At 33.1% G+C, this 25,397-nt stretch carries 21 protein-coding genes; 13 read left to right on the forward strand and 8 right to left on the reverse strand.

The window, feature by feature from the left end; all coding sequences use genetic code 11:
• Nucleotides 1-13 precede the first annotated feature (13 nt).
• From GCQ56_RS16025 to uvrC, 6 genes are all read left to right on the forward strand, one after another.
• Nucleotides 14-3,307 carry a hypothetical protein gene (locus tag GCQ56_RS16025; protein WP_152735546.1) on the forward strand — a complete coding sequence of 1,098 codons (3,294 nt, stop codon included), beginning with the start codon at nt 14-16 and terminating at the stop codon, nt 3,305-3,307.
• On the forward strand, nt 3,300-3,707 hold the full coding sequence (locus GCQ56_RS16030) for an ATP-binding protein (RefSeq protein WP_227006090.1): 408 nt from the start codon (nt 3,300-3,302) through the stop codon (nt 3,705-3,707). The genes GCQ56_RS16025 and GCQ56_RS16030 overlap by 8 nt, the downstream gene beginning before the upstream one ends.
• Entirely contained in the window at nt 3,708-4,133 is a 426-nt protein-coding gene (gene ybeY / locus GCQ56_RS16035; protein WP_152735547.1) for an rRNA maturation RNase YbeY, read from the forward strand.
• A 149-nt stretch (nt 4,134-4,282) separates the two neighbouring features.
• Entirely contained in the window at nt 4,283-6,160 is a 1,878-nt protein-coding gene (mnmG, locus tag GCQ56_RS16040; protein ID WP_152735548.1) for a tRNA uridine-5-carboxymethylaminomethyl(34) synthesis enzyme MnmG, read from the forward strand.
• A 254-nt stretch (nt 6,161-6,414) separates the two neighbouring features.
• Nucleotides 6,415-8,055, forward strand: a complete 1,641-nt coding sequence (gene ade / locus GCQ56_RS16045; RefSeq protein ID WP_152735549.1) for an adenine deaminase — start codon at nt 6,415-6,417, stop codon at nt 8,053-8,055.
• A gap of 31 nt (nt 8,056-8,086) precedes the next feature.
• Nucleotides 8,087-9,889: an excinuclease ABC subunit UvrC gene (gene uvrC / locus GCQ56_RS16050; protein WP_299993924.1), complete on the forward strand. Its 1,803-nt coding sequence runs from the start codon at nt 8,087-8,089 to the stop codon at nt 9,887-9,889.
• Nucleotides 9,890-9,959: 70 nt separating this feature from the next.
• Here the strand turns inward: uvrC and GCQ56_RS16055 are convergent, their stop codons facing one another.
• A complete protein-coding gene (locus tag GCQ56_RS16055) occupies nt 9,960-10,943 on the reverse strand; it encodes a lipoate--protein ligase (RefSeq protein WP_193323812.1) in 984 nt (327 codons plus the stop codon).
• A 178-nt stretch (nt 10,944-11,121) separates the two neighbouring features.
• Between GCQ56_RS16055 and dtd the strand changes: the two genes are divergently transcribed.
• The 4 genes from dtd (at nt 11,122) to GCQ56_RS16075 (ending at nt 15,042) form a co-directional block, all read left to right on the forward strand.
• Complete coding sequence (dtd, locus tag GCQ56_RS16060; RefSeq protein WP_152735551.1) at nt 11,122-11,574, forward strand: D-aminoacyl-tRNA deacylase; 453 nt, start codon at nt 11,122-11,124, stop codon at nt 11,572-11,574.
• Nucleotide 11,575: 1 nt separating this feature from the next.
• Nucleotides 11,576-11,923 carry a nucleotide pyrophosphohydrolase gene (locus GCQ56_RS16065; protein ID WP_152735552.1) on the forward strand — a complete coding sequence of 116 codons (348 nt, stop codon included), beginning with the start codon at nt 11,576-11,578 and terminating at the stop codon, nt 11,921-11,923.
• A gap of 194 nt (nt 11,924-12,117) precedes the next feature.
• Nucleotides 12,118-13,017, forward strand: coding sequence for a deoxyribose-phosphate aldolase (deoC, locus tag GCQ56_RS16070; protein ID WP_152735553.1), 900 nt, complete (start codon nt 12,118-12,120; stop codon nt 13,015-13,017).
• Nucleotides 13,018-13,143: 126 nt separating this feature from the next.
• Nucleotides 13,144-15,042: a PAS domain-containing sensor histidine kinase gene (locus tag GCQ56_RS16075; protein WP_152735554.1), complete on the forward strand. Its 1,899-nt coding sequence runs from the start codon at nt 13,144-13,146 to the stop codon at nt 15,040-15,042.
• On the opposite strand, the gene GCQ56_RS16080 is transcribed toward GCQ56_RS16075, so the two are convergent.
• Nucleotides 15,043-16,029 (reverse strand): polyprenyl synthetase family protein, encoded by a 987-nt coding sequence (locus tag GCQ56_RS16080; protein WP_152735555.1) that lies wholly within the window; start codon nt 16,027-16,029, stop codon nt 15,043-15,045.
• 204 nt (nt 16,030-16,233) lie between these two features.
• Between GCQ56_RS16080 and GCQ56_RS16085 the strand changes: the two genes are divergently transcribed.
• The 3 genes from GCQ56_RS16085 (at nt 16,234) to polA (ending at nt 19,953) form a co-directional block, all read left to right on the forward strand.
• Nucleotides 16,234-16,533, forward strand: a complete 300-nt coding sequence (locus tag GCQ56_RS16085) for a helix-turn-helix transcriptional regulator (RefSeq protein ID WP_152735556.1) — start codon at nt 16,234-16,236, stop codon at nt 16,531-16,533.
• A gap of 46 nt (nt 16,534-16,579) precedes the next feature.
• The gene (locus tag GCQ56_RS16090; protein WP_152735557.1) at nt 16,580-17,029 is read left to right on the forward strand and encodes a 6-carboxytetrahydropterin synthase; all 450 of its coding nucleotides are present in this window, start codon (nt 16,580-16,582) and stop codon (nt 17,027-17,029) included.
• A 149-nt stretch (nt 17,030-17,178) separates the two neighbouring features.
• Nucleotides 17,179-19,953: a DNA polymerase I gene (polA, locus tag GCQ56_RS16095; RefSeq protein ID WP_152735558.1), complete on the forward strand. Its 2,775-nt coding sequence runs from the start codon at nt 17,179-17,181 to the stop codon at nt 19,951-19,953.
• An 80-nt stretch (nt 19,954-20,033) separates the two neighbouring features.
• Here the strand turns inward: polA and GCQ56_RS16100 are convergent, their stop codons facing one another.
• From GCQ56_RS16100 to GCQ56_RS16125, 6 genes are all read right to left on the reverse strand, one after another.
• Nucleotides 20,034-21,719, reverse strand: coding sequence for a S41 family peptidase (locus GCQ56_RS16100; RefSeq protein ID WP_152735559.1), 1,686 nt, complete (start codon nt 21,717-21,719; stop codon nt 20,034-20,036).
• Between the two features lie 251 nt (nt 21,720-21,970).
• Nucleotides 21,971-22,168, reverse strand: a complete 198-nt coding sequence (gene yidD / locus GCQ56_RS16105) for a membrane protein insertion efficiency factor YidD (RefSeq protein ID WP_255473231.1) — start codon at nt 22,166-22,168, stop codon at nt 21,971-21,973.
• Nucleotides 22,152-22,598: a ribonuclease P protein component gene (locus tag GCQ56_RS16110; protein ID WP_152735561.1), complete on the reverse strand. Its 447-nt coding sequence runs from the start codon at nt 22,596-22,598 to the stop codon at nt 22,152-22,154. Before GCQ56_RS16110 ends, yidD begins: the two co-directional genes overlap by 17 nt.
• A gap of 65 nt (nt 22,599-22,663) precedes the next feature.
• Entirely contained in the window at nt 22,664-23,422 is a 759-nt protein-coding gene (locus GCQ56_RS16115) for a uroporphyrinogen-III synthase (protein ID WP_152735562.1), read from the reverse strand.
• Nucleotides 23,423-23,459: 37 nt separating this feature from the next.
• A complete protein-coding gene (locus GCQ56_RS16120) occupies nt 23,460-24,299 on the reverse strand; it encodes a DUF4271 domain-containing protein (RefSeq protein ID WP_227006091.1) in 840 nt (279 codons plus the stop codon).
• 259 nt (nt 24,300-24,558) lie between these two features.
• Nucleotides 24,559-25,368 (reverse strand): 5'-nucleotidase, lipoprotein e(P4) family, encoded by an 810-nt coding sequence (locus GCQ56_RS16125; protein ID WP_152735564.1) that lies wholly within the window; start codon nt 25,366-25,368, stop codon nt 24,559-24,561.
• Between the last annotated feature and the right edge of the window lie 29 nt (nt 25,369-25,397).

The following is a 25,397-nucleotide window of genomic DNA, read 5'->3' on the forward strand; positions in this document are numbered from 1 at the left end:
GTAAGTAGATAGTATGGAAAATAGTCGGGATGTTTTTATTGCGAAACTTGATCGTTTTATTCGTAAATACTATCAGAATCAATTGCTGAGAGGTATTCTACTTAGCTTAGTAATTTTTCTGTCTTATTTTCTATTTGTTAGTTTCTCGGAATACTATTTATATTTTTCGGTTCCTACAAAAACAGGACTTCTAATTGCGTCGGGTCTTTTTGTTGGAATGGTTCTATATCGATATATTATTAGCCCCATTGTTAGTTTGTATAGAATTGGTGATGTAATAAGTTATAGGCAGGCAATTGAAATAATTGGAGAGCATTTTCTGGATCAGCAAGATCGTTTATTAAATACATTGGAATTGACAGAACTTTCTTACACATCTGAAAATTCTGATGACACACTATTATTGGCGAGTATAAATCAAAGGATTGATTCTGTTCGTTTACTTCCATTCCGAAAGGCAGTATCTTTCAAGTCCAGTTTTAAGTACTTTAAATATTTAGGTGGACTAATTTTATTGATAGTATTGGTGCATTTTTTAATTCCAGGTTTGTATTCAAATAGTTCCAAAAGATTGGTTCATTTTAACAAGAAATATATGCCTCCTGCTGATTTCTTTTTCGTTTTAGATTCATTGCCCGAAGGGATAGAAAAAGGTTCTAATTTCGTCTTAAAAGCAAGTACAAATGGAAAGTTTATACCCTCTGAAGTTCATGTCCTTTTTGGAAATGCAAAATACTTAATGAAGAAAGAAGGAGGTGGAAATTTCACCTATCTGTTTCGCAATGTGAATTCTGATATTCGATTTTTTCTGGAATCAGGAACGGTAAGTTCTGATATTTTTAAAATTAAAGTTTTATCGAAGCCAGGTGTTCGAAATTTGTCTCTTTCGGTTGTTTCTCCGGCACATACAAAATTGAAAAAAAGAGAGGAGAGTAATGTCGGAAATGTCAGTGTTCCAGAGGGTTCTGTCTTGAAGTGGGAATTGAAAACAGAGTTTTCAAGGGCGGGAGAATTAATTTTTTCTGACTCAATAGCCTGTAGTACGGAAATAATCGATGGAAATGTTCTTAAATTTTCCAGAAAAGTTCAAAAAAAATTATCGTACTCTATTTTTTTGGAAAATGATGAATTTGGCAAAAATTTATTCGCTCGATACAATATTGATATCATTCCAGACTTGTATCCACAAATAAAAGTTAGCTCGCTTCAAGATTCATTAATTTCTTCCGGATATTATTTTAGAGGAATTATTAAAGATGATTACGGAATTTCAAAATTGAGATTTGTATATCAATCCGAAAACAATCCTTCGGTTTATATTCCTATTTCAATAAATGAAAATTTGACTTCGCAAGAATTTTATTTTGCTTTTGATTTTTCATCGGTTGATTTTAATGAAGGAACTAATGTGAAATATTTTTTTGAGGTTTTTGATAATGATGGAATCAATGGTTCAAAAAAAACAAGTTCTCAACAATTCAATTACTATATTCCAGATTCGAAACAGCTATACGATTTAAATACTGTAGTTCAGGATAGCATAAGTAATCAAATTCAAAAAAGTATTGATTTAAGTCAATCTATACAGGAAGATATTTTAAAAATGCAAAAAAATGCTCTGGACGGGTCTACTGAAAAATGGCAGCAAGAGCAATTGATTCAGGAAATAGGTTCAAAAAAACAGCAGCTTGACGATTTGTTAAAAAATATTTCCAATGAAAATCAGCGCAAGAATAATTTAATGAATGCTTCAGGAATGGAAGATCCACAACTTTTGGAGAAACAGAAACAAATAGAAGAGTTGATGAAAAAGGTGATGGATCCTGAACTTGAAAAACTATTTGAAGAATTCAATAAGTTAGCTGAAGATTTGCAATCCGAAAAATTAAATAAGGTTGGAAATCAATTAAAAATGTCGGTTGATGATTTTCAAAAACAATTGGATCGTAACCTGCAATTGTTGGAAAGGTATGAAATAGAATTGCGAACGAAACAAATTGCAGATAGAATTAATAAGCTAGCTAACGAACAAGATAATGCAGCGACTAAGTACAGAAAGGACGAAGATTTACTTAAAGAAAAACATAGCTCAGGTAAGGAAAAGTGGGAGGAAATAGAGACTGATTTATCAGATTTATTAGATAAGAATTCTGAAATTCAAAAATCTTACAACTTTGAAAATACAGAAAAGGATATACAGGAGATAAGTAATTCAATTAATAATTCAGGAGATCAATTAGAAAAAGGAAAAACAGGGAAAGCAGCTAAAGGAATGAAGGAAACGGCAAAAAAACAGAAGCATTTTGCTCAGAAACTATCCGATAATATTGCTCAAAGTAGTTCTATTCAAATGAGCGCCAATATTGATAACCTCATACGATTAATGAATAATTTAATAGAGTTTTCATTCCAGCAAGAGGACGTTATTAAGCGATTTAAGAGAATAAATTATCGTAATCCTCAGTACGTTCAAATGATTGAAGAGCAAGGCACACTTAAAGAGGAATATGCATTAATTCAGGATTCCTTGCTTGCCTTATCGGCACGTTCTCCACAGGTAGCTTCACTAATAGGAAATAAAATTTTTGAAATTGAAAACGAGTTGGAGATAGCTTTATCAGAAGCTACTGAGCGAAGAAAAATTCAATCGGGCACGGCTCAGCAGAAAGTGTTGACCGAAACCAATGAACTGAGTGTGTTCTTATCTGAAGCATTAAAACAGCTAATGGAACAGATGGCAAATGCAATGCCTGGCGATCAGTTAGGTGATAAAAAAGGAGGCAAGCCATCTTTTTCAGGATTAAAATCAGGGCAAGAATCATTAAAAAAAATGTTGGAAGATTTAATTTCAGAAATAAAAAATGGTGATGGTAAACCTGGCTCTAGTGAGAAACTTGGAAAATTCTTGCAAAAACAGGAAATGTACCGACAAAACTTAAGTGAAATGCTTCAAAATGGTGGCTTAGGACACGAAAGTGAAAAAATATTACGTGAAGTGACAAAAATGCTTGACCAAATTGAATCAGATGTATCTAATTTTTCTATAAATTCGAGTACTTTAATCCGTCAAAATCGAATCATTACAAAATTATTAGAGGCTGAAAACGCCCATAGAGAAAAAGATTTTGATAAGAAACGTGAAAGTAAATCAGGAAATTTTTTAAAATTGAGTAACCCTAGAGAAATATTTGAGTATAAAAGAGTACGAACAGAATTTGACGATGTATTTTATGACTCAAATGTTAAATTGTTCGATTATTATAATAAGTTGTACCTTGACTATATGATAAAATTAAATAATGACTAAATCTGATAACTTGTTGGTATTTCCTTCCGAACTAGAGAACATAAGTAGGGTTGAACGCTTGATAGACGATATTTCTTCATCCTACAATTTAAGCTCAGAAATTTACGGTAAAATTTCTGTGGCAATTATCGAAGCTGTAAATAATGCTATCTTGCACGGTAATAGATTAGATGTCTCGAAGAAAGTAAAAATCGAGTACAATATCGATGAGGAAGCAATACAGTTTATTGTAGGAGATGAAGGTACAGGATTTGATTTTGCTAATATTCCTGATCCAACTTTACCAGAAAATATAGAAAAAACACATGGGCGCGGTATTTTCTTAATGAATCATCTTGCTGATGATATTGAGTTTAATGAAAATGGTGCCTTAGTAGAAATGAAATTTAGATTTGGATAAATGTTGATTACATATAATTCGTGTGAAACTGAAATTCCCGCGATTGATCAAAAGCTCATAAGCGATTGGGTCAATCGCGTTGTCGTTAATAATGGTAGTGAAATAGGAGAGATCAATTACTATTTTTGCTCAGACGACTACTTGTTACAAATGAATCGTGAACACCTTAATCATGATTATTTTACAGATATAATCACTTTTGATTATACTGTCGCCAATATTATTTCTGGTGATCTTTTTATAAGTGTAGATACTGTTAAAGATAATGCAGAAGATTACAAATGCGAATATTTCGAAGAACTTCATCGTGTAATAATTCATGGAGTGTTACATCTGTTAGGAATTGATGATAAAACAGATGAAGATCAGGAGATCATGACACAAAAGGAGGACGAATCATTAGTATTACTTTCCGAGATTCATTAAATTTGTGAAATTTTTTAATTTATTTTGCTCTGTTTCAATAGTTTAGATCGATAAGCGTTGATCTAGTATTTTGGTATACAGTAGTTTAGAGTAAAATATCTATCTTTGTAGATAAATAAGGAATATAGAATACAAATATCTGATATAGTATGTTGCCTAAATATGATGTAGTAGTAGTAGGAGCCGGACATGCAGGATGTGAAGCAGCAACGGCTGCTGCTAATCTTGGTTCAACTGTCTTGTTGATTACAATGGACATGAATAAAATCGCACAAATGTCATGTAATCCGGCAATCGGTGGGATTGCAAAAGGGCAAATTGTAAGGGAAATTGATGCATTGGGAGGATATTCTGGTATTGTTACCGATCGATCTTCAATTCAATTTCGCATGTTAAATCGTTCAAAAGGACCTGCAATGTGGAGTCCGCGTGCACAGTGCGATCGAATGATTTTTTCTGCTGAATGGAGAAAAATTGTTGAAAATACCGATAATCTTGACATGTGGCAGGATGCTGTTGTTGGTGTAATTGTTGAAGATGGAATTGTAAAAGGTGTAAAAACCAAACTGGGAATAAATATACTTGCGGAAACTGTTGTTTTAACCAACGGAACCTTTCTAAATGGTTTGATGCATATTGGTCGCAATAAGGAAACAGGTGGAAGATCTGCAGAACCCGCTTCATTTGGAATAAGTGAGCAATTAAAATCATTTGGATTTGAAGTTGGCAGAATGAAAACAGGAACTCCAGCTCGATTAGATGGAAGATCAATTGATTTTTCTGTGATGAAAAAGCAGGAAGGAGAGGAAGGATTTTATCAATTTTCGTATTTAAATAATCATGTAGATAAAACACTTCGTCAGCGTCCATGTTATATTGTTTATACAAATCCTGAAGTGCATGATAATTTAAGAGAAGGATTTGAAGATTCACCTATGTACAATGGAACGATCCAAAGTACAGGACCTCGATATTGTCCGAGTATTGAATCGAAGCTTTCAACTTTTGCTGAGAAACAGGAACATCTACTGTTTTTGGAACCTGAAGGTGAATTTACACATGAATATTACATAAATGGATTTTCTTCAAGTTTAGCTTGGGATGTTCAATTGAAAGCATTAAAAAAAGTCCCAGGTCTTGAGAATGTAAAAATGTATAGACCGGGTTATGCAATAGAGTATGATTATTTCGCTCCAACACAATTGTTTCACACATTAGAGACAAAGTTAATTTCCAACTTGTATTTTGCAGGACAGATTAATGGAACTACAGGATATGAGGAAGCAGGAGCTCAAGGAATGATGGCTGGAATAAATGCAAGTTTATCTGTACAAGGAAAACCTGAATTTACATTAAAAAGAGATGAAGCTTATATAGGAGTATTAATTGACGATCTAGTAACAAAAGGTGTTGATGAACCTTATCGTATGTTCACCTCTAGAGCTGAGTATCGAATATTACTTCGTCAGGATGATGCCGACGTGAGGTTAACCCCGAAAGCATTTGACCTAGGCTTAGCTGATCAGGAGAGATTAGATTTGCTAGAAGAAAAAATTGTCTATAGAAATAAGTTGGTTAAATTCTGTAAAGAATTTAGTTGTAAACCAAAATTTCTAAATCCAGTTTTAGAGAAACTAGGAACCTCACCACTAAAACAGGGTGTGAAGTTATATGATATTATCTTAAGGCCTCAAGTTGGAATTCTTGATCTTATTGAGGATGTGACTCCACTTAAAGAAGTGGTAGACGATATCCCAAATAGAAAAGAGGAGATAATTGAGGCAGCTGAGGTTTTGATCAAGTATAGTGGTTATATCGATCGTGAAAAATTGATTGCAGATAAGTTAACAAGATTGGAAAATATAGACATAAAAGATCGATTTGATTATACAAGTCTCCAATCAATATCCACCGAGGCTAGACAAAAATTAGATAAAATTAAACCACAAACTATAGGACAGGCATCGCGTATATCGGGTGTTTCTCCTAGTGATATCAACGTTCTTTTGGTGCTAATGGGACGATAATGTTCCACGTGGAACTAAGGAGTATTTTAAGAAAGTTTACTCCTTAAAACGCCCGAAATTGCCTTTTTCTTTTGAAAAATGTCGATTTCGGGCGTTTTGGAAGATGGCATTACGCTATAAAGGAGTAGATTATCGATTAAGAAATTTCATATTTTATTTTCTTAATCTTACCTTAATTGTGGAAAACTAAAAGAAGTACAAAGTTTTTAAAAACCATTTTACTCAACATGTGATCATAGTAAAAAAACAAACACATGAATAATAAATACACTATATCGGGAAAGGTTGTTGATGTAATTGCAAAGCAAATTACTCCAGCTGAAATTGTAATAGAAGAAGGAGTAATCATTTCAATTCATCCTAAAGATGATGTTGATGATTGTTATATTTTGCCAGGGCTGGTAGACTCTCATATGCATATTGAAAGTTCACTTCTAATCCCAAGTCGATTTGCAGCGGAAGCTGTAAAATGTGGTACAATTGGTTTGGTAACTGATCCACATGAAATCGCAAATGTCTTGGGTGAAATCGGTGTAGATTTCATGATTAACGATGCAAAGAAAGTTCCTTTGGAAATAAAATTTGGAGTTCCTTCCTGTGTTCCTGCAACCGAATTTGAAACATCAGGATTCGTATTGGATAGTAATATTGTTGAGAGTTTACTTAAGCGAGAAGAGGTGGTCTGTTTGGCAGAGGTGATGGATTTTGTTGGTGTAGTAGAAGACGATCTTGAGGTTTTAAAAAAGATCGTTGCATGTAAGAAATTAGGAAAGAAAATCGACGGTCATGCTCCAGGATTGAAAGGTTCTGATTTAAAAAAATATGTTGCAGCAGGAATTTCTGCAGATCATGAATGCTCTACTTTGGAGGAAGCTTTAGAGAAAATTTCATTAGGAATGATGATCCAGATAAGAGAGGGTAGTGCAGCAAAAGATTTCGAGGCTTTATCATCACTGTTAGAAACTCATCCTGATAAAGTGATGTTGTGTACAGATGATTTACATCCCGATGATATTCTCGAATTCGGTCATATTAATTATCTGATAAAACGAGGATTAAAAAAGGGTTTGGATCTATTCTCGCTATTAAGAGCTGCAAGTTACAATCCAATTCACCATTATGGTTTGGATTTAGGATTACTTCAGGTTGGCGATTCTGCAGATTTTATAAAAATTAATAATCCTGATGAGTTTTCTATTCAAGAAGTATATAGAAAAGGCAATTGCATTTATAAGAATGGTGTGGTATCATTTGAAGTAAACAATGAGATTCTTCTAAATAACTTTAGTCGAAAAGCAATTGAATTGTCGGAATTAGCAGTTACTCCAGAGAGTGGCAAGATTAGAGTGATGGTTGCTAAGGATGGAGATTTGATAACAGATTCAATTTTATGTGATCCAAAAATTGAAGATTCAAATGTCGTTTCAGATATGGATAATGACATTTTGAAAATTGTAGTGATGAGTCGTTACGATAATGGTAAACCTGTAGTTGGTTTTGTTAAAGGTTTTGGATTTAAAAATGGAGCAGTTGCTGAGAGTATTGCCCACGATAGTCACAATATCATTGCAATTGGAACTAGAGATATAGAAATTGTACATGCAATTAATACTCTTATAGATTTAAAAGGTGGTATTGTAGCAGTAAATAATGGTGAAAGCCGTTTTGTAAAGTTGGAAGTAGCAGGTTTAATGTCGAATAAAACAGGGGAGGAATTGATACAGGATTATTCAAAATTAAGTGAATTTACCTCCAAATTAGGATCTGATTTTAAATCACCATTCATGACTTTAGCCTTTATGTCTTTATTGGTAATTCCAAAATTAAAATTGTCGGATAAAGGATTGTTTGATGTGAATGAATTTAAAGTAGTAGATTTGTTCGAGACTCACTAATTCGTTGGCATACTCTTCTAAATATTAAATTGTGATTAAAAATAAGAATATCGATCATCTTAAATCTTTGGTTTCAGCCTTACCTGAAGAGCCAGGTGTATATCAATTTTTCGATGAAAATGACAAGATAATTTATGTAGGTAAAGCAAAGCGACTCAAACGTAGAGTTGCTTCTTACTTTAATAAAGTTCATGATAATGCCAAGACGAATATAATGGTGAGAAAGATTTTTGATATTCGCCATATAGTTGTCAATTCAGAAGAGGATGCATTATTGTTAGAGAACAATTTAATAAAGAAACACCAGCCTCGATATAATGTACTTTTAAAAGATGATAAATCCTTTCCCTGGATTTGTATTAAAAAGGAGAGATTTCCAAGAGTGTTTGTAACGCGTCATTTAACTAAAGATGGATCGGAATATTTTGGTCCTTATACAAGTGTAAAGATGGTTCGAACTCTTATGGATATGATTCGATCATTGTATAAATTGAGGAATTGCAATTTAAGTTTATCGGCAGAAGGAATTACAAATGGGAAGTTTAAAGTTTGTCTAGAATATCATATAGGTAATTGTAAAGCACCATGCATAGGGAAGATCAAAACTGAAGAGTACAATGAAACCATTCAGGCAATACGAAATATTCTTAAAGGGAATATTAGAACGGTTACCTCTCATTTAAAAGAAAAAATGAATGAATATGCCGAGAATTTTAAATTTGAAGAGGCTCATCTTATTAAAGAAAAACTTCAACTACTGGATAAATACCAAAGCAAATCTACAATCGTAAATCCATCAATTAACAATATAGATGTGTATTCAATATTGGACGATGAAGATGTGGCGTATGTAAACTTTTTGAAAATTGTGAATGGGGCAATTATACAAGCCCACACAATCGAGTTAAAAAAGAAAATAGAGGAGAATAGGGAAGATTTATTACTATTGGCAATTACTGAAATTCGACAAAAAATATTTAGTACTGCTAAAGAGATTTTGGTTCCATTTGAAATTGATTTACCTTTTGAAGGTGTAAAATGTTTAGTTCCTCAACGTGGTGACAAACGCAAATTATTAGACTTATCCTTGCGAAATGTGAAATACTTCCGTCTCGATAAGTTGAAGAAAGGGGATAAGTCTCAAAAACAAACTCATTCTGATAGAATATTGGAAAGAATGAGAACCGATTTAAGATTAAAGGATTTGCCTACACATATAGAATGCTTCGATAATTCGAATATTCAGGGTACTCATCCAGTTGCTTCGTGTGTGGTATTTAGAAATGCTCGCCCCTACAAAAAGGATTATCGTCATTTTAATATTAAAACTGTAGTTGGTGCAAATGATTTTGCATCGATGGAGGAGATAATATATAGAAGGTATAAACGATTACTTGAAGAGGATAAATCATTACCACAGTTAATTGTAATTGATGGTGGAAAAGGACAGTTAGGAGCTGCCTTAAATAGTTTGGACAAATTAAATTTGCGGGGTAAAATTTCAGTGATTGGTATTGCTAAAAAATTGGAGGAAATCTATTTTCCTGGAGATCCATATCCTCTTTATTTAGATAAAAACTCTGAAACCTTAAAAACGATCCAACATTTAAGAAATGAATCGCACCGTTTTGCCATTACATTCCACAAACAAAAAAGATCAAAATCATTTATTGGCTCGGAATTGGATAAAATTGACGGAATAGGACCTAAATCTGTTCAAAAATTAATTCAAAGATTTAAATCCGTTGAAAATATAAAGAAAGCCACGTTAGATGAGATTATTTCTGAATTAGGTAACAAGAAAGCTTTAACTGTTTGGAAATATTTTAATTAAGTGTATTTTATTAAAGTGATAGTATTAGTTTTAAGTTGCTCCTTTTCAACACTTTAAAATCACGATGCATTTAAAAAAGTACTTGCAATAATTCACTAGAACTTAAATTATTAAAGTATAAATTAAGATTATTATTGCTAATAACCTTATTGATAGCGAATTTAGTGTGATTTACTCCTTTAAGATGCTCATAAAATTCATTTATTGCTTCTTTATTGATACAATTACCTGCTAATTCAATAGATTCAATTCTTCCTTTTGAAACTTTCATTTCAATCTCCAATATTCGTCCTCCTGAAAAATTACTTATTTTTTCAAAAGTATAAGTAGGCGAGTAGCCAAAGTTCCATTCCAGGCTCTTGTATTTTTCTTCTTTGAGTTTATTTATTGCCTGTTTATCCGAATCAGACAATTGGAATATTGATCCTGTAGGGTAGATATTCTTTATTTCTGATAAAATATGCTCTGCCAATTGATTTATTGAAATAGGATGTAAGAGGTAATCGGAGATATTCGTCACCCGACTTCTGATAGATCTTACACCTCTATCTTTAAATTTTAAAGGATTAACCTTTAACAACTGGTTTAAACGTTTTAAATCGCTTGAAAATAGCATCGTGCCATGCTGCATTACTTTATTTCGATATACATGAGAGGCATTACCTGAAAACTTTTTACCATCAATCGTTAAATCGCTTTTACCTTCAAACTTTGCATTTACTTCAAGTTTTTGAAGAGCATTAATTATTGGCTCACTGTATTTTTTAAAATTAACAAGCTTTCCTTTTTCACCTTTTTTAATGAAACAATAGTTTAAATTGCCCAAATCATGAAAAACAGTTCCACCACCAGAGAGTCTTCTAATAACAGGTATATTTTCAGCTTCTACTTTATCTAAATTGATTTCTGCCAGTGTATTTTGATGCTTGCCCACAATTAAGGCAGGTTGATTTATATACAGAAAGAAGAAATCTTTATCGTACATTTTTAATAAATACTCTTCGCTTGCTATATTAAAAAACGGATCTTGAGAGTCACTGATGTAATAATTCATGATATGTTGTAATGTTCGAATTACAAATATGATTATTATTTGTGAAAGATTTTTATTTAGAATCGTTTTTAATAATGTTTTTTTGAAGGGAAGAGACATTCAGATCTGCCATTAAAACTCAGATTGAATTATATTTAAATATTCACATTAAATATAATATCTTAATAAATATATTGTTATGAGAGTTGTTATACAGAGAGTAAGCAAAGCTTCCGTTAAAGTAGATAATAAGATTATAGGAGCCATTGACTCTGGTTTAATGATTTTAGTTGGAATTGAATGCAATGATTCTAGGGAAGATGCGGAATGGTTGAGTAAGAAAATATGTAATCTTCGTATTTTTGATGATGAAAATGGCGTAATGAATAAATCCCTAATTGATGTCTCAGGAAAGATACTCGCAATTAGTCAATTTACCTTACATGCAAAAACGAAGAAAGGCAACCGCCCTTCCTATATTGCAGCGGCAAAACCTGATGTTTCTATTCCTTTGTACCAATATTTTGTAGATCAATTGGAGAAGGATTCGGATTCGAAAGTAGAAACGGGAGAGTTTGGTGCAGATATGCAGGTTTCATTAATTAATGATGGACCGGTTACAATTGTTATGGATACTAAAAATAAGGAGTAGTATGAATTCAAAGGAAATTAGTATTTCAGAGGCACAAAAAGTGGTCGATAATTGGATCAAGAAATATGGAGTTCGTTATTTTAATGAACTGACCAATATGGCAATACTTACCGAAGAAGTGGGAGAGGTGGCAAGGATCATTTCGAGAAAGTACGGCGAACAATCGTTTAAAGAAAAGGACAAGTTGGTTGATTTAGGAGATGAAATGGCTGATGTACTTTGGGTTTTAATCTGTTTGGCAAATCAAACAGGTGTAGATTTAAACGAGGCTTTTCAGAAAAATATGGAAAAAAAGACTCAAAGAGATGCCGAGAGACATAAAAACAATGGTAAACTTTCTGCCGATTAGCTCGTTATGAGATGGAAAAGCTAAATTTTTATTATAGTTTTGTGCCTTAATCGTTAAGATATGCAAAAGGAAAATCTTTTGTATTTATGGAAAAATCAGCGGAAACGTCCGCAACTGGTTAATTATTATTTATTTACATTGTGTAGCGCCAGGTATTGGATTTGACGCTCCATCCTAATTAAAATTTAGCAAGGATGAAAAAAGACATTTTAGAGATCTTGAAATCGTACAATTTAGAATTGAATGATCAGGAGGTTGCTAATCAGGTAAAAGAGATTATCGCTTCTGATTTTGACAAGTTGTACACTGTTGAGAATTTAAAGAAAAACTTTTCGTTAATTGATTTAACGACTTTAAATTCGAATGACACACACGCAAGAGCCAAAAGTTTTGCAGAAAATGTAAATAACTTCCAGAATGATTTTGACATGCCGAATGTTGCCGCAATTTGCGTATATCCATACCAGGTGCCAACATTAAATGAAAACTTAAAAGCAGAAGGCGTTAATATTGCTTCTGTTGCCGGTGTTTTCCCATCTTCACAATCATATATTGAAGTTAAGGCATTAGAATGTAAAATGGCTGTTGAAAAAGGAGCTGATGAAATTGATATTGTAATTTCAATTGGAGCTTTTTTAGAAGGGAATTATCAGACTGTTTATGATGAAATTGTTGCACAAAAAGAAGCTTGCGGAAAAGGTCATTTAAAAGTGATTTTAGAAACTGGTGAGTTAAAAACTGCAACCAACATTCGCACAGCATCAATTCTTGCAATGGAAGCAGGTGCCGATTTTATCAAAACATCTACAGGTAAAGTTCCTGTAAATGCAACTTTAGAAGCGGCTCATATCATGACTCAGGCAATTACTGAATATTTTGAGAAGACTGGTCGTATGGTTGGTTTTAAGCCTGCAGGAGGTATTTCTACAGCTAAGGATGCTATTGAGTTCTTCGCGATATCTAATAACAACTTGGGTGAAGAGTGGTTGAACAACAAATGGTCTAGAATTGGAGCATCGAGTTTAGCTAATAATTTATTGACTGAACTTCACAGAATTGAAACAGGAGAAGACAAACAAATCACTTACTTTTAGTATTGATTGCTTATAATTTTTAAAAAGTCGGAATTTTTTTCCGACTTTTTGCATTATAAAAAGATAAATTATTTAACTTCGGTAAGGTATTTATAATTAAATAAAAATCTCTTTTTGATATAATAAATGTACAAGGAAGCTTCTGAAAATCTTAATCACAGAATTGTTGAATTAGAAAAAGAACTCTCACAATTAAAAAAATTGCGAGAGAATCAATCTAATTCAATTCAGAACTTGGTACAGAATTCTAATAAAAAATCTTTTCTTTCTGTTATTGATCCTAACTTTACTTTAATTGAGGTGAATGACAGTAGATTGCAGCAACTTGGAGTTGAAAGAGATGAAGTACTTGGTGGAAAATGTCATAAAGTATTTTATAATCTTGATAAAACTTGTGAAGAGTGTACTGTTAATGAGGTAATTAAAACGAAACAGACAGGTAAATTTTTAAAATCATATAACCATAAGGGATCCATTAGATTTGAAGAAAAATTGGTTAAACCGATTCTTAGCGAAGCTGGGGATATAGAACGATTGGTTATCGAGACTGAAGACATTTCGAGTTATTACAATTTAGTTGACAAGGTTGGTCAGCGAGAAGAGTTTTTTAAAAATATTTTTGAATTAGCGGGTGATGCTTTTTTAGTTCATGATGAGAAGGGGAATATATTGGAATTTGGATCACAATTGCCCAAATTGCTTGAATATACTCCAGATGAACTGAAGAATTTAACTATAAGTGATATTGATGATCCTTCAAAATCATTAGGATTTGAGAATAGGCAGGAACAATTTGAAGGTCAGAACAATTTATTATTCGAGACTGAAATCATAAAAAAATCAGGTACAAGAGTTCCTGTTGAAGTCAGTGCTAGTTTAATTCCTATTGAAGGGCATAGACTTTTTTTTGTCTCCTTACGAAATGTGGGAAAACGAAAGAAGGCGGAAGAGAATCTTCGTTTAAGTGTAAAAACTTTCCAGACTCTAGTCGAAAATGCTCCGGATTTAATCATGAGATTCGACCGGGAATTCAAACATTTATTTGTTAATTCAGCTGCAAAAACCATTTTAGGTATATCTCCAAATGAATTCATTGGTAAAACACATGAAGATATGGGTTTTCCAAAAGAGCACTGTGATTTTTGGGCTGACGAGATGGAGAAAGTATTTACAAGTTCAAAATCAACAACAGTTGAATTTACACTTGAAATTGAGGAAGAGGAACATTATTTCGAATGGCAGTTAATTCCTGAATTTGAATCAAATGGGGAGACAGTTACTTTAATGGCTGTAGCACGTGATATAACCAATCAGAAGCTTAATGAGAAGGCATTAAAAGAAGCTATTCAAACTAAGGATAAGTTTTTCTCTATCATTGCCCATGATCTTAAAAATCCATTTAATGTGATGCTTCCAATGGCAGAAGGACTTAAAGAAAACCTGCATACCTTGGATAAGGAACAAATAACAGAAATGGTTGCATTGATAAATTCTGCAGTTAAGCAAGAGTATAATCTTTTGGAGAATCTTCTGGAGTGGTCGAGAGCGCAAACAGGAGCGATTAAACTGAAACCAAAGAAAATTGACCTTAAAAGGTTAACAGAGTTAAATTTGAACTTGAATTATGCCAAAACGCAAAGTAAAAATATTTCTGTTGAATTTACTCCAGGCGCAAAAAATACAGCATTTGCCGATGAATATATGGTAGACACAGTTATTAGAAATCTCGTATCTAATGCATTAAAATTTACTCACTCTAAAGGTAAAATGAAGATTAATATTGTGTCAAATGAATCGAAGATTCACTTTCATATTCAAGATAATGGTATAGGTATAAGTCCTAAAAATCAGGAGAAATTATTTAGAATTGATACCAATTTTAATAGAGCAGGAACCAATGATGAATTAGGAACGGGTATTGGTCTGATCTTGTGTAAAGAATTCATTGAGCAAAATGGAGGTAATATTAGTGTTGAAAGTGAAGTAGGGAAGGGAAGTAAATTCTCATTTAGCCTCCCAATTTAATTATTTTGTTCTCGATATTGTATATTCAACCAATTGATTTAATGCACGTTTAGCTTCAGTATCTGGAAAAGAAGAAATCGATTCAAGAGCTTTTTGTTTGTACTCAAGCATCTTTTCTCTCGTATATTCAATTCCACCATTTTCTTTAACAAATTGAATTAGCTCATTTACTTTTTCATTATTCTTATTGTGCTTGCGAATAATTTTCAGAGCCCAGCGTTTATCTTTTTCGGATATCTGACGAAGTACATAAATTAAGGGAAGAGTCAACTTTTTCTCCTTAATGTCATTACCAGTTGGTTTGCCAATATTTCCTTGTTTTTCGTAATCAAACAAATCGTCTTTCATTTGAAAGGCTATTCCCAGATTTTCACCAAATTCTTTTAATTTTTGCTGATCTTCTTCATTTGCTTTTGCAGATATTGCACCCAAATGTGTGCAAGAAGCTATTAAACTGGCAGTTTTCTTGTAAATGATATCAAAATAAACTTCCTCGGTTATGTCTAATTTCCTTGATTTTTCAAGCTGAAGCAATTCACCTTCACTCATTTCTCGTACGGCATCCGAAACCACTTGTAATTGCTCATATTCTTTGTTTTCAAGAGCAACAAGCAATCCTTTTGATAGGAGGTAATCACCAACTAAAACAGCTGCTTTCGATTTCCACAGAGCATTAATTGAGAAGAAGCCTCTACGTTCATAGGCTTCATCAACAACATCATCGTGAATTAATGTAGCGGTGTGCAGCAATTGAGTTAATGCAGCAGCAGTATAAGTTGAAGGAGTGACTTTATCGATTAATTTGGCACTCAAAAACACCAAAATAGGTCTTATTTCTTTCCCTTTACGCTTAATAATGTAGTTGTTGATAATATCAAGCAATCGAATTTTACTTTTCATCGATTGCCTAAAATAGGACTCAAATTCATCCATTTCAGCCTTTACGGGAGCCTTAATCTCTTTAATACTGCTTCTTTTCAAACTCATAGCAACCAAAGTTAATAATTTATCTTTGTCCTGAAAGTGGGCAGTTTTCCAATTTTGACAAATAGAAAAACCTCGTTTTTATTAAGACTACGAATAAATTATCTACAAACTCAGAAATTTAAATATTTCGATATGAATATAGAGATCATTCACGAATATATTTATATATTTGCATTTGATAATTTACGTGATTAATCTTAGTGTATGAAAATTAAAGAATTAGAACCTGAAAAGTTGGAGCAGGCGGCAAATATGCTAAAGGCGATCGCTCATCCGATGAGAATAGCAATTTTAGGATATCTTGAGGACGGTAAGAAACTTACGGTAACCGAAATTCATGAATTATTAAAGATTGAACAATCTACTACTTCTCATCATTTGGGAATCTTAAAAGATAAAGGAGTATTATCTTCAAAAAGAGAAGGTAAGAACACTTACTATTTTTTAAAGCACTGCAGTTTGAGCAATATCGTCGATTGTATTAGCAATTGTACGCATGCATAAAGAAATTAAAACCGGCACTATCCGGTTTTTTTTATGATATAAAAAAATGGCAAAAATTAGATTAACCAAAGAGTTCCATTTCGAAATGGCTCACGCCTTATGGAACTACGATGGATTGTGTAAAAACATTCACGGTCATTCATATATTTTGTATGTGACTGTGATAGGAGAACCCATTGAGGATGTTTCTAATCCTAAATTGGGTATGGTGATGGACTTTGGAGATTTAAAAAAGATTGTTTCCGAAGAAATTGTAGATCAGTTAGATCATGCTTTGGTATTGAGTAAGGCTGTACCAAATGTTGAGAGTTTAAACATTCCAGAAATGTTTGAACGATTTTTCATTACGGAATATCAGCCAACATGTGAAAATATGATTGCAGATTTTGCAGATCGTATTAAAGGTAGATTGCCTGAACATGTTCAGCTACACTCTTTAAAACTGCACGAAACTGCAACCTCCTTTGCGGAATGGTATGCATCCGATAACGAATAAGAGTTCGACATATAAATTGAACCCGGAAGGAATTCCGGGTTTTTTTATTGCCTAATTTTCAAATAGAATTGCTCTCTTTCTAATATCTTGTATTTTTGTCTAACGGATAAGACTTCCTTATCCATTCAAACCAAATAACGAATAATTTTATGCACTCATCAGCTAGCAATTCTGGCAAAAAACTCTTTCTTCTTGATGCTTTTGCTTTGATATACAGATCGTATTACGCGTTTATAAAGAATCCCAGATATACATCAACAGGTATCAATTCGTCTGCAATGCTTGGATTTACCAATACATTACTTGAGGTTCTCGAGAAGGAAAAACCATCGCATATTGCGGTAGTTTTTGATCCGGTTGGTCCAACTTTCCGACATGATATGTTTAAGGAGTACAAGGCACAGCGTCCACCGATGCCTGAAGATTTGCGTAAATCTATTCCATATATCAAATCCATTATTCAGGGATTTAATATTCCTGAATTCGATGTGGAAGGATACGAAGCCGATGATGTAATTGGAACTTTGGCTAAAAAGGCTGAGAAAGAAGGCTTCTCTGTGTACATGATGACTCCTGATAAGGATTATGCACAGTTGGTAAGTGATAATATTTTCATGTACAAACCAAAACGTTCAGGAAAGGAAGTTGAAATTTGGGGATTACCTGAAGTACAGGAAAATTTTGGCGTGGAAACAGCCGATCAGATTATTGATTATTTGGGATTGATGGGAGATTCGGCAGATAATATTCCTGGTTGTCCGGGTATAGGACCTAAGACTGCACAAAAATTGATTGGATTGTATAAATCGATAGATGGACTCTATGAGAATACCGATCAACTAAAAGGGAAGCAGAAGGAGAGAATTATTGAATCGGAAGAGCAAGTTCGATTTTCAAAAGTTTTGGCAAAAATTGCTTTGGATGCTCCAATAGATTTTGACGAAGAGAAATTTAAATTAATAGATTTAGATGAATCTAAATTGAGACCAGTTTTCAAGGAATTGGAACTTTTTACTTTGGCAGAACGTGTTTTTAAAAATCAAGCAAGTCTTTTCGATGCTCAGAACGAAGAATCTACGGACAAGGATACAAGTGAAGAAAATGAGGTGATTCTCAGAGATATAAAAAGTTTGAGCTGTAAGTTTTTTGTGATTGATAATGAGCAGGTAAGAGCTGATTTAAAAGCAGAATTGTGCATTCAAAAAGAGTTTGCTTTTAGAACAATATTGTCTGATTCCGATCCAAATACATCAAAATTGCTTGGATTGTGTTTTTCTTTTAAGAGTGACAAGTCTTTTTTTATTCCATTTCCTGAAAATTCCGATGAAGCCAAAAAAGTTGCCCAGGAATTCAAATATATTTTCGAGGATGAGAAAATTCTTAAAATAGGACATGATTGCAAAAAAGACATTTTAGCATTGCGTTGGTTAGGTGTTGATGTTAAAGGTGCCATTTTTGATACCATGATAGCTCATTATCTAATTCAACCGGAATTTAAACATGAATTTTCTTTTATTGCGAATTCCATTATCAATTACACAGTAATTCCACCTGAAGAGAAGGTGAAAGGTAAAAAAGCACAATTAAGCCTGATAATGGAACCTGAGCCAATTAAACACGATCGTTTTTGTGAGGAAGTTGCTCTAAGTATAGAATTGAAAGAAGAATTGGAAAATCAGATGAAGGAAAATAATCTGATAGACTTGTTTTACAATGTTGAAATGCCATTGATGGGAATTTTAGCAGATATGGAATTTACTGGCGTTAGTATTGATGTTCCAACTTTGAAAGATTACGCAGTAGTCTTAAACAAAGAAGTGGATGGAATAGAGAAAGAAATAAAAGAAATTGCTGGTGTTGATTTTAATGTAGCATCACCAAAACAGTTAGGTGAAGTTCTATTTGAGAAAATGGAGTTGGATAGTAAAGCTAAAAAAACGAAATCAGGTCAATTTTCAACTTCCGAAGCTGTGCTTGCCAAATTGAAAGGAAAACATGAAATTATTCAAAAAATATTGGATTTTAGATCTCTAAAAAAGTTGATTTCAACCTATGTAGAAGCCTTACCGACCTATATCAATCCAGCATCAGGAAAAATTCATACATCTTTTAGACAGGCTGAAGCTGCAACTGGTCGATTGAGTTCAACCAATCCAAATTTGCAGAACATTCCAATTAGAACGGTGCAGGGGAGATACATTCGTAAGGCATTCGTTCCATCTACCGATGATCACACTTTCCTTTCTGCTGATTATTCTCAGGTAGAATTGCGTTTAATGGCTCATATGAGCGAAGATCAGAATATGATTGATGCATTTAATCATGAGGCAGATTTTCACCAGGCAACAGCCGCAAAGATATATAAGCTTCCAATTGAAGAGGTGAGCAAAGACATGAGAAGCAGAGCTAAAACTGCAAATTTTGGAATTATTTACGGTATTTCAGCTTGGGGATTGGCAGAGCGCTTGGATATCTCACGTAAAGAGGGAAAAGAGCTCATTACAGGCTATTTTGAGTCTTACCCAAGAGTTAAGTCATTCATGGACAAAAGTGTTGAGAAAGCGCGTAAGGATGAGTTTGTAGAAACCTTTATGGGACGCCGTAGGTATTTGAAAGATATCAACTCGAGTAATGCTATAGTTCGTGGTGTAGCGGAACGAAATGCAATTAATGCTCCGATTCAGGGATCAGCAGCCGATGTTATCAAAATGGCTATGATCAATATCGACAAGCGAATGAAGTTGGAAGGTCTGAAATCGAAAATGCTGATTCAGGTGCATGATGAATTGAACTTTGATTGCTTAAAATCTGAACTAGATCAAATGAAAGTAATATTAAGAGAAGAAATGGAGAATGCCGTTAAGCTATCGGTTCCTCTTACCGTAGATATGGGAGTAGGAGAAAATTGGCTTGAGGCGCATTAATTTAAAATATACAAAATGAAAAAGCTCATTCATCAATAGATGAATGAGCTTTTTTTATATCAATTTAAGATGTTGATTTTTTATTTGTTGATAGCATGTAAACCAATGCTACCATCTAAAATACCTGCGTACTCATTTGTATTTTCTAGTACCTCAATGGCTTTATTTAAAGTTTTATCTTCACGCAAACTAAATTCAATTCCACCTTTCTGATAATGGAATCTTTTTACGATTTCGTGAGCTAATAAATCAGCGATTTCATCTTTAAATCTATTCAAATCACGATCTAAATTTGGTGCTAGTTTTGCTTCTAAAGCAGCAAATTCTTCATTAGAAATCTCAAAGTATTTTTCCTCTTTAGCCGATTTCTTTAATGCATCCAAAATTTCGGTACTTTCCGATTTGTATTTGAATTCATTCTCCTTGATATATTTTGTGAAATTTTCAAACTCTTCATCACTCAATTTAAATTCCTTAGCTGACGGAATGCTTTCTTTACTATTTGCATACAAAGTTGCATAATCAAATATCATGAAGTTGCGAATCAAGTTAATGGTTAAGCTGCTATATAATTCCGAATCAATTTTAATATCAGGAAGAATTCCTCCACCATCGTAAACTGATCGACCATTTTTAGTGTGATATTCAGTCATTAATGAGTCAGCAATTTTACCAACGCTTCCATCATCATTTCTATTGCTGTAATCCAGAGCCTGAATACATCTTCCGCTAGGAATGTAGTACTTCGCCGTTGTTACCTTTAATTTGGCGTTATAGGTCAAATTACGTGTTGTTTGAACCAATCCCTTACCAAATGTTCTATTACCGATTACAACGCCTCTATCGAGATCCTGAATAGCACCCGAAACAATTTCAGAAGCTGATGCAGAACCGCGATTTACCAATACCGCAATTGGAATTTCAGCATCAATAGGAGTTTTGTTTGCTTTATAGCTTTTGTCCCATTTCGAAACTTTTCCTTTTGTGCTAACAATACTTTCACCTTTATTCACAAATAGGTTCACAATTTCAATTGCTTGATCGAGCAATCCCCCAGGGTTTCCTCTTAAATCCAATACAATTGATTTTGCATTTTGCGCTTTTAATTCTTTAAGGGCAGCTTTAATTTCACCTGCCGCTTTATTTGTAAACTGATTCAAATGAATGTACCCAATAGAATCAGTCACCATTCCGTAGTAAGGAACTGATTTCAGCTGAATTTTTTCACGAACCAATTTCTTTTCCATGGTTTTATTAATACCTGGACGCTTAATTTTTATTGTAAGAGGAACATTTGGTTGACCTTTTAAAAGATTACTAACATCCTCGGTATTTTTCTTCAGAACTTTAGTTCCGTTAATTTCAAGCATAACATCACCTGCTTTTAAGCCAGCTTTGTAAGCAGGAAAACCTTTGTAAGGCTCGGCAATAATAACTTCATCTTTATGTTTGCTAATTAATGCACCAATACCGGCATATTCGCCAGTAGTCATCAATTTAAAGTCTTCAATTTCCGATTCGGAGATGTAAGCCGTATAAGGATCAAGTGAACCTAGCATGGCATCCATACTCTTCTTCACCAAATCTCCAGGATCAATTTCATCCACATAGAATAGGTTCAATTCCCTGAATAATGTATAGTAAATATTCAGATTTTTACTGATTTCAAAATTTCTCTCATCCCTGCTAAAACCCCAGAATGCCGCACTACAAAAAAGTAGTAAGGCAAGCATCCAAATGGCTCCTCTTTTTCTTTGAAGCTTCATATATTTTCTTTTAAATTGATATTTTTAATTAACCCTTCGCGAAGATATCTCCAGCACGAATTTACAAATTCGAAGTAAACAAAATTCTTAGTAGGTGAAACAAATATAATTAATCCATTCCTAAAATTGTTCGCTTTAACATTTCTTAACCCTATGCTACTGGTTAACAATCACTATACCAAAATCTACGTAGGTAATAGTAATGTACGAAATATTATTAAGAATTGTTCTGAATAACTAGCGATCTTTGATTAAGGTACCGGATCGTGACCATGACCGCCCCATGGATTACAGGATAAGATTCTTTTAATGGCAAGATAAGATCCTTTAATTGGACCATATTTTTTTAAGGCTTGCAATGCGTATGATGAACAGGTTGGTGTGTATCTGCAAGCCGATGGGGTAAGAGGAGAAATAAAATACTGATAGAATTTAATCGGCAGTATCATGATGAACAGTATCATCTTTTTCAGACCGTTTAGAATGTTTTTCATATTCTTTAGGTATTCGTTGTAAAGCTTTTATCAGCTTACCTTCCATTTGCTTTGTTTCAAGAATATCTTTGGATAGATAAACAATCATAAAAGCGATTTGAGTATCTATTTTCTCTATTTCCTGATAGAAACTATGCTTATTTAGCCTGTAAATTTCCCTGATTCTTCTTTTTAAAAGGTTTCGCTTAACAGCATGCTTAAAGTTACGTTTTGAAACTGTAATTGCAACTTGTGCAGGATAACCAGAATGAAGTTTAGCCTCTTTCCATACAATCCTAAAAGGATAACAGGTAAAGCCGTTTCCTTCGGAAAATAGTTTGCCTATAAGAATCTTATGAGTTAATCTTTCAGCTTTTTCAAAAGTAAAACGAATGTTACGAGTCATATTACAAAAATCGACAAAAAAAGGGGAAAATATTTCCCCTTTTTATTTTTTATATTGATACAAGACTATTTGTCTTTATTCTCTTTATTGTATTTCTTAATGAACTGATCCAAAGCCATTGTCATTGAAGGAGCTTGTGGCATTGGAGCCTGAATATCAAGTCTCAATTTAGCATCACTTACAGCTTTTGAAGTAGCAGGACCAAAGGCAGCAAGAATGGTATTGTTTTGTTCAAATTCAGGGAAATTTTGTAGCAATGAAGTAATTCCTGAAGGACTATAAAAAGCTAAAATGTCGTAATTAACATCAGCTAAATCCGAAAGATCACTACTTACAGTACGATACAAAATCGCTTTAGTGTACTTAATCTTACTCTTATCAAGAAGAGTTGGGATTGATTGCTTGTGAATATCTGAAAGTGGAATCAGGAATTTTTCTGATTTGTGCTTTACAATGATATCCATTAACTCTTCAAATCGTCTTTCACCGAAGAAAATCTTACGTTTTCTATAAACGATGTATTTCTGCAAATAGAAAGCCGTTGATTCCGAAATACAAAAGTATTTCATGTCATCAGGAACGGTTACTCTAAGTTCCTCGCATACTCTGAAGAAGTGATCAATTGCTGTTCTGCTGGTAAAAATCACAGCAGTGTGGTCCAATATGTTGATCCGCTCCTGTCTAAAATCTTTGGCTGAAATGCCTTCTACCTGGATAAAAGGGCGAAAATCAATTTTCAAATTGTATTTTTCTGCCAAATCAAAATAAGGTGACTTTTCGGTTTGAGGTTTAGGTTGTGAAACCAGTATAGTCTTGATTTTCAAAATACTAAGGTTTAGTTCAACAATTCATTACACCGCCTCAGGCTATTGATAATAACAGTTTGTAAATCACTAGCAAGGGCAAAATTTCCAAGGCACAAAGGTACAAAATCATATAAAATATTGAAACATGTTTGCGAAATAATATTTTAATACCTCGAAATAGTCTGAGTAAGAAGAAAATTAAGCCGATTATTATACCTGCATTTAGTAAAAAAGAAGATGCATATTCAGCAATAAATGGAACACTTAATGTGATAGGCAAGAGTATCATTGCCAGGTTTTTATTGTATATAAAAATGGTGTGTAGATATTCTTTAGCCTCTTTACTTCCGTTAAATATATATCCTATACTTCGTACTATAATTATTTTACCAAGATATAAAATACACAGACCAAGCAATGCAGAAACATAAAAAGCAAATGAAACCTTATCCGTGTTTACATTCCAAAAATAATTATAATATTGAACTATAAATAAGGAGATATTTGTGAAAAACAAAGAGTTTAGAAAAATACTTCCTCGTAAGTTTCTCATGTTTTTCTCAAGAAATAAATTAGTTGAACTTTGGTAATTAAGTACTGAATCTATTACTCTATATAGATATTTTCCAAAGGAAAATCGAATTATTGCAATAAGAATCAAACCCAGTAAACAAATTGGAATCATCCAGTCATTTTGAGTAGTAGTAATTAATTTACCCTTTTCACCAATAGGTTTTATTTCTACTGTTTCAGTATTGATATTTTGAATTGAATCTGCAATTATAGTATCAGATAGAATCTTATTTTGCAATGAAATATTTGTGTCTCGATTTATCTCAACATTTGTTGATTGAGTGGGGAGGATCGTTTCTGTTTGTTTTGTATTTCTACTCATATAACTTTTCGAGATACTTCTTACGGGACCAATTTGGTTGAGAACAATCTTACCTGTTTGTAATGCTTTAAAGTTGAAATTAATTGTAACAGGAGATATTTCGAATACCGTTGAGTCTGAAGATGAATAAGTTGTGTTGTAAGAGGTCATACTTTATAGAGAACAAATACTAAATTATACAAAGATAATTTTATTTTTTTGTGTGGATGGGTAACAGTAACCAGAAAGCTCGCAAAATTTTTACGAGCTTTCTGGTTGTTTACAATTCTTCGTATCCAATTAATCTTTTTTTACGGAGTATTTCTTTCTCTGTAGGAGATAATTTTTTGTCACTTTTTAATACTTGTTTTTCCCATGAACCATACATTGGATTAGGTAAAACAATAAATCGGTTTCCAAATTGATTTTTCATTTTATCTACTTTTGAGAATCCGTAATTTTCAGATCGATCTTCTAAAAATTCGTCAAAATCTCCAACATTATCACCAGCTAATATTAGAATTTCATGAGTTTTACTTACAATATTTCGACGTATTGTTTTTACACTAGTATTGCTTTTTAGCAAAATATGATTTTTATCTGCAAAAGGAAAACCAAGTTTTTGAAGATTTTTTAAAGATATAGTAGTTGCAGAAGTATCTCGATTTGAAATGTAGAAGGTTTCAACACCTTTAGATTTTGCATAGTTCAGAAATTCCAGAGAGCCTGGTGTTGCTTTTGCCTCAGCTTTATCAACCCATTCTTTCCAGGCGGCAGGAGTAAATGTTTTTGCAGTACGTATTGAATTTGTTTCAAATGGACTGTTGTCAAGTACGGTTTCATCAATATCAACAACAACAGCCTTTGGTTTTGAATTGTTCAAATTTTTAGCCAACTGATTGTCCAAGGACATTTTGGCCATGTTAAATGCTTGATAGTAAAGTGCACGACATTCCGATGCTCGTTGGTACCAAAGAGTAGACATCACCAAATGCTCGTTCGGATTTTGTGTTTCGGCAGGTTTATTTTCTGTATTTTGACATGAAAATAATCCACAAGAAACTAATAATGCAAGAAATATTTTTCTCATTTCGAATAGTGTTTTAATTTTAATATTTC

Source organism: Marinifilum sp. N1E240 (genome assembly GCF_009295825.1).
Classification (GTDB): Bacteria; Bacteroidota; Bacteroidia; order Bacteroidales; family Marinifilaceae; genus Marinifilum_A; species Marinifilum_A sediminis.

Bases quoted from the DNA above. Each gene is read 5' to 3' on its own strand.
- GCQ56_RS16065 (WP_152735552.1), top strand. From the start codon at position 11,576: ATGAATTCAAAGGAAATTAGTATTTCAGAGGCACAAAAAGTGGTCGAT.
- GCQ56_RS16120 (WP_227006091.1), bottom strand. From the start codon at position 24,299: ATGAGTAGAAATACAAAACAAACAGAAACGATCCTCCCCACTCAATCA.
- GCQ56_RS16100 (WP_152735559.1), bottom strand. From the start codon at position 21,719: ATGAAGCTTCAAAGAAAAAGAGGAGCCATTTGGATGCTTGCCTTACTA.
- GCQ56_RS16025 (WP_152735546.1), top strand. From the start codon at position 14: ATGGAAAATAGTCGGGATGTTTTTATTGCGAAACTTGATCGTTTTATT.
- GCQ56_RS16125 (WP_152735564.1), bottom strand. From the start codon at position 25,368: ATGAGAAAAATATTTCTTGCATTATTAGTTTCTTGTGGATTATTTTCA.
- ade (WP_152735549.1), top strand. From the start codon at position 6,415: ATGAATAATAAATACACTATATCGGGAAAGGTTGTTGATGTAATTGCA.
- GCQ56_RS16055 (WP_193323812.1), bottom strand. From the start codon at position 10,943: ATGAATTATTACATCAGTGACTCTCAAGATCCGTTTTTTAATATAGCA.
- yidD (WP_255473231.1), bottom strand. From the start codon at position 22,168: ATGATACTGCCGATTAAATTCTATCAGTATTTTATTTCTCCTCTTACC.
- deoC (WP_152735553.1), top strand. From the start codon at position 12,118: ATGAAAAAAGACATTTTAGAGATCTTGAAATCGTACAATTTAGAATTG.
- polA (WP_152735558.1), top strand. From the start codon at position 17,179: ATGCACTCATCAGCTAGCAATTCTGGCAAAAAACTCTTTCTTCTTGAT.
- GCQ56_RS16085 (WP_152735556.1), top strand. From the start codon at position 16,234: ATGAAAATTAAAGAATTAGAACCTGAAAAGTTGGAGCAGGCGGCAAAT.
- ybeY (WP_152735547.1), top strand. From the start codon at position 3,708: ATGTTGATTACATATAATTCGTGTGAAACTGAAATTCCCGCGATTGAT.
- mnmG (WP_152735548.1), top strand. From the start codon at position 4,283: ATGTTGCCTAAATATGATGTAGTAGTAGTAGGAGCCGGACATGCAGGA.
- GCQ56_RS16110 (WP_152735561.1), bottom strand. From the start codon at position 22,598: ATGACTCGTAACATTCGTTTTACTTTTGAAAAAGCTGAAAGATTAACT.
- GCQ56_RS16075 (WP_152735554.1), top strand. From the start codon at position 13,144: ATGTACAAGGAAGCTTCTGAAAATCTTAATCACAGAATTGTTGAATTA.
- dtd (WP_152735551.1), top strand. From the start codon at position 11,122: ATGAGAGTTGTTATACAGAGAGTAAGCAAAGCTTCCGTTAAAGTAGAT.
- GCQ56_RS16030 (WP_227006090.1), top strand. From the start codon at position 3,300: ATGACTAAATCTGATAACTTGTTGGTATTTCCTTCCGAACTAGAGAAC.
- GCQ56_RS16090 (WP_152735557.1), top strand. From the start codon at position 16,580: ATGGCAAAAATTAGATTAACCAAAGAGTTCCATTTCGAAATGGCTCAC.
- GCQ56_RS16080 (WP_152735555.1), bottom strand. From the start codon at position 16,029: ATGAGTTTGAAAAGAAGCAGTATTAAAGAGATTAAGGCTCCCGTAAAG.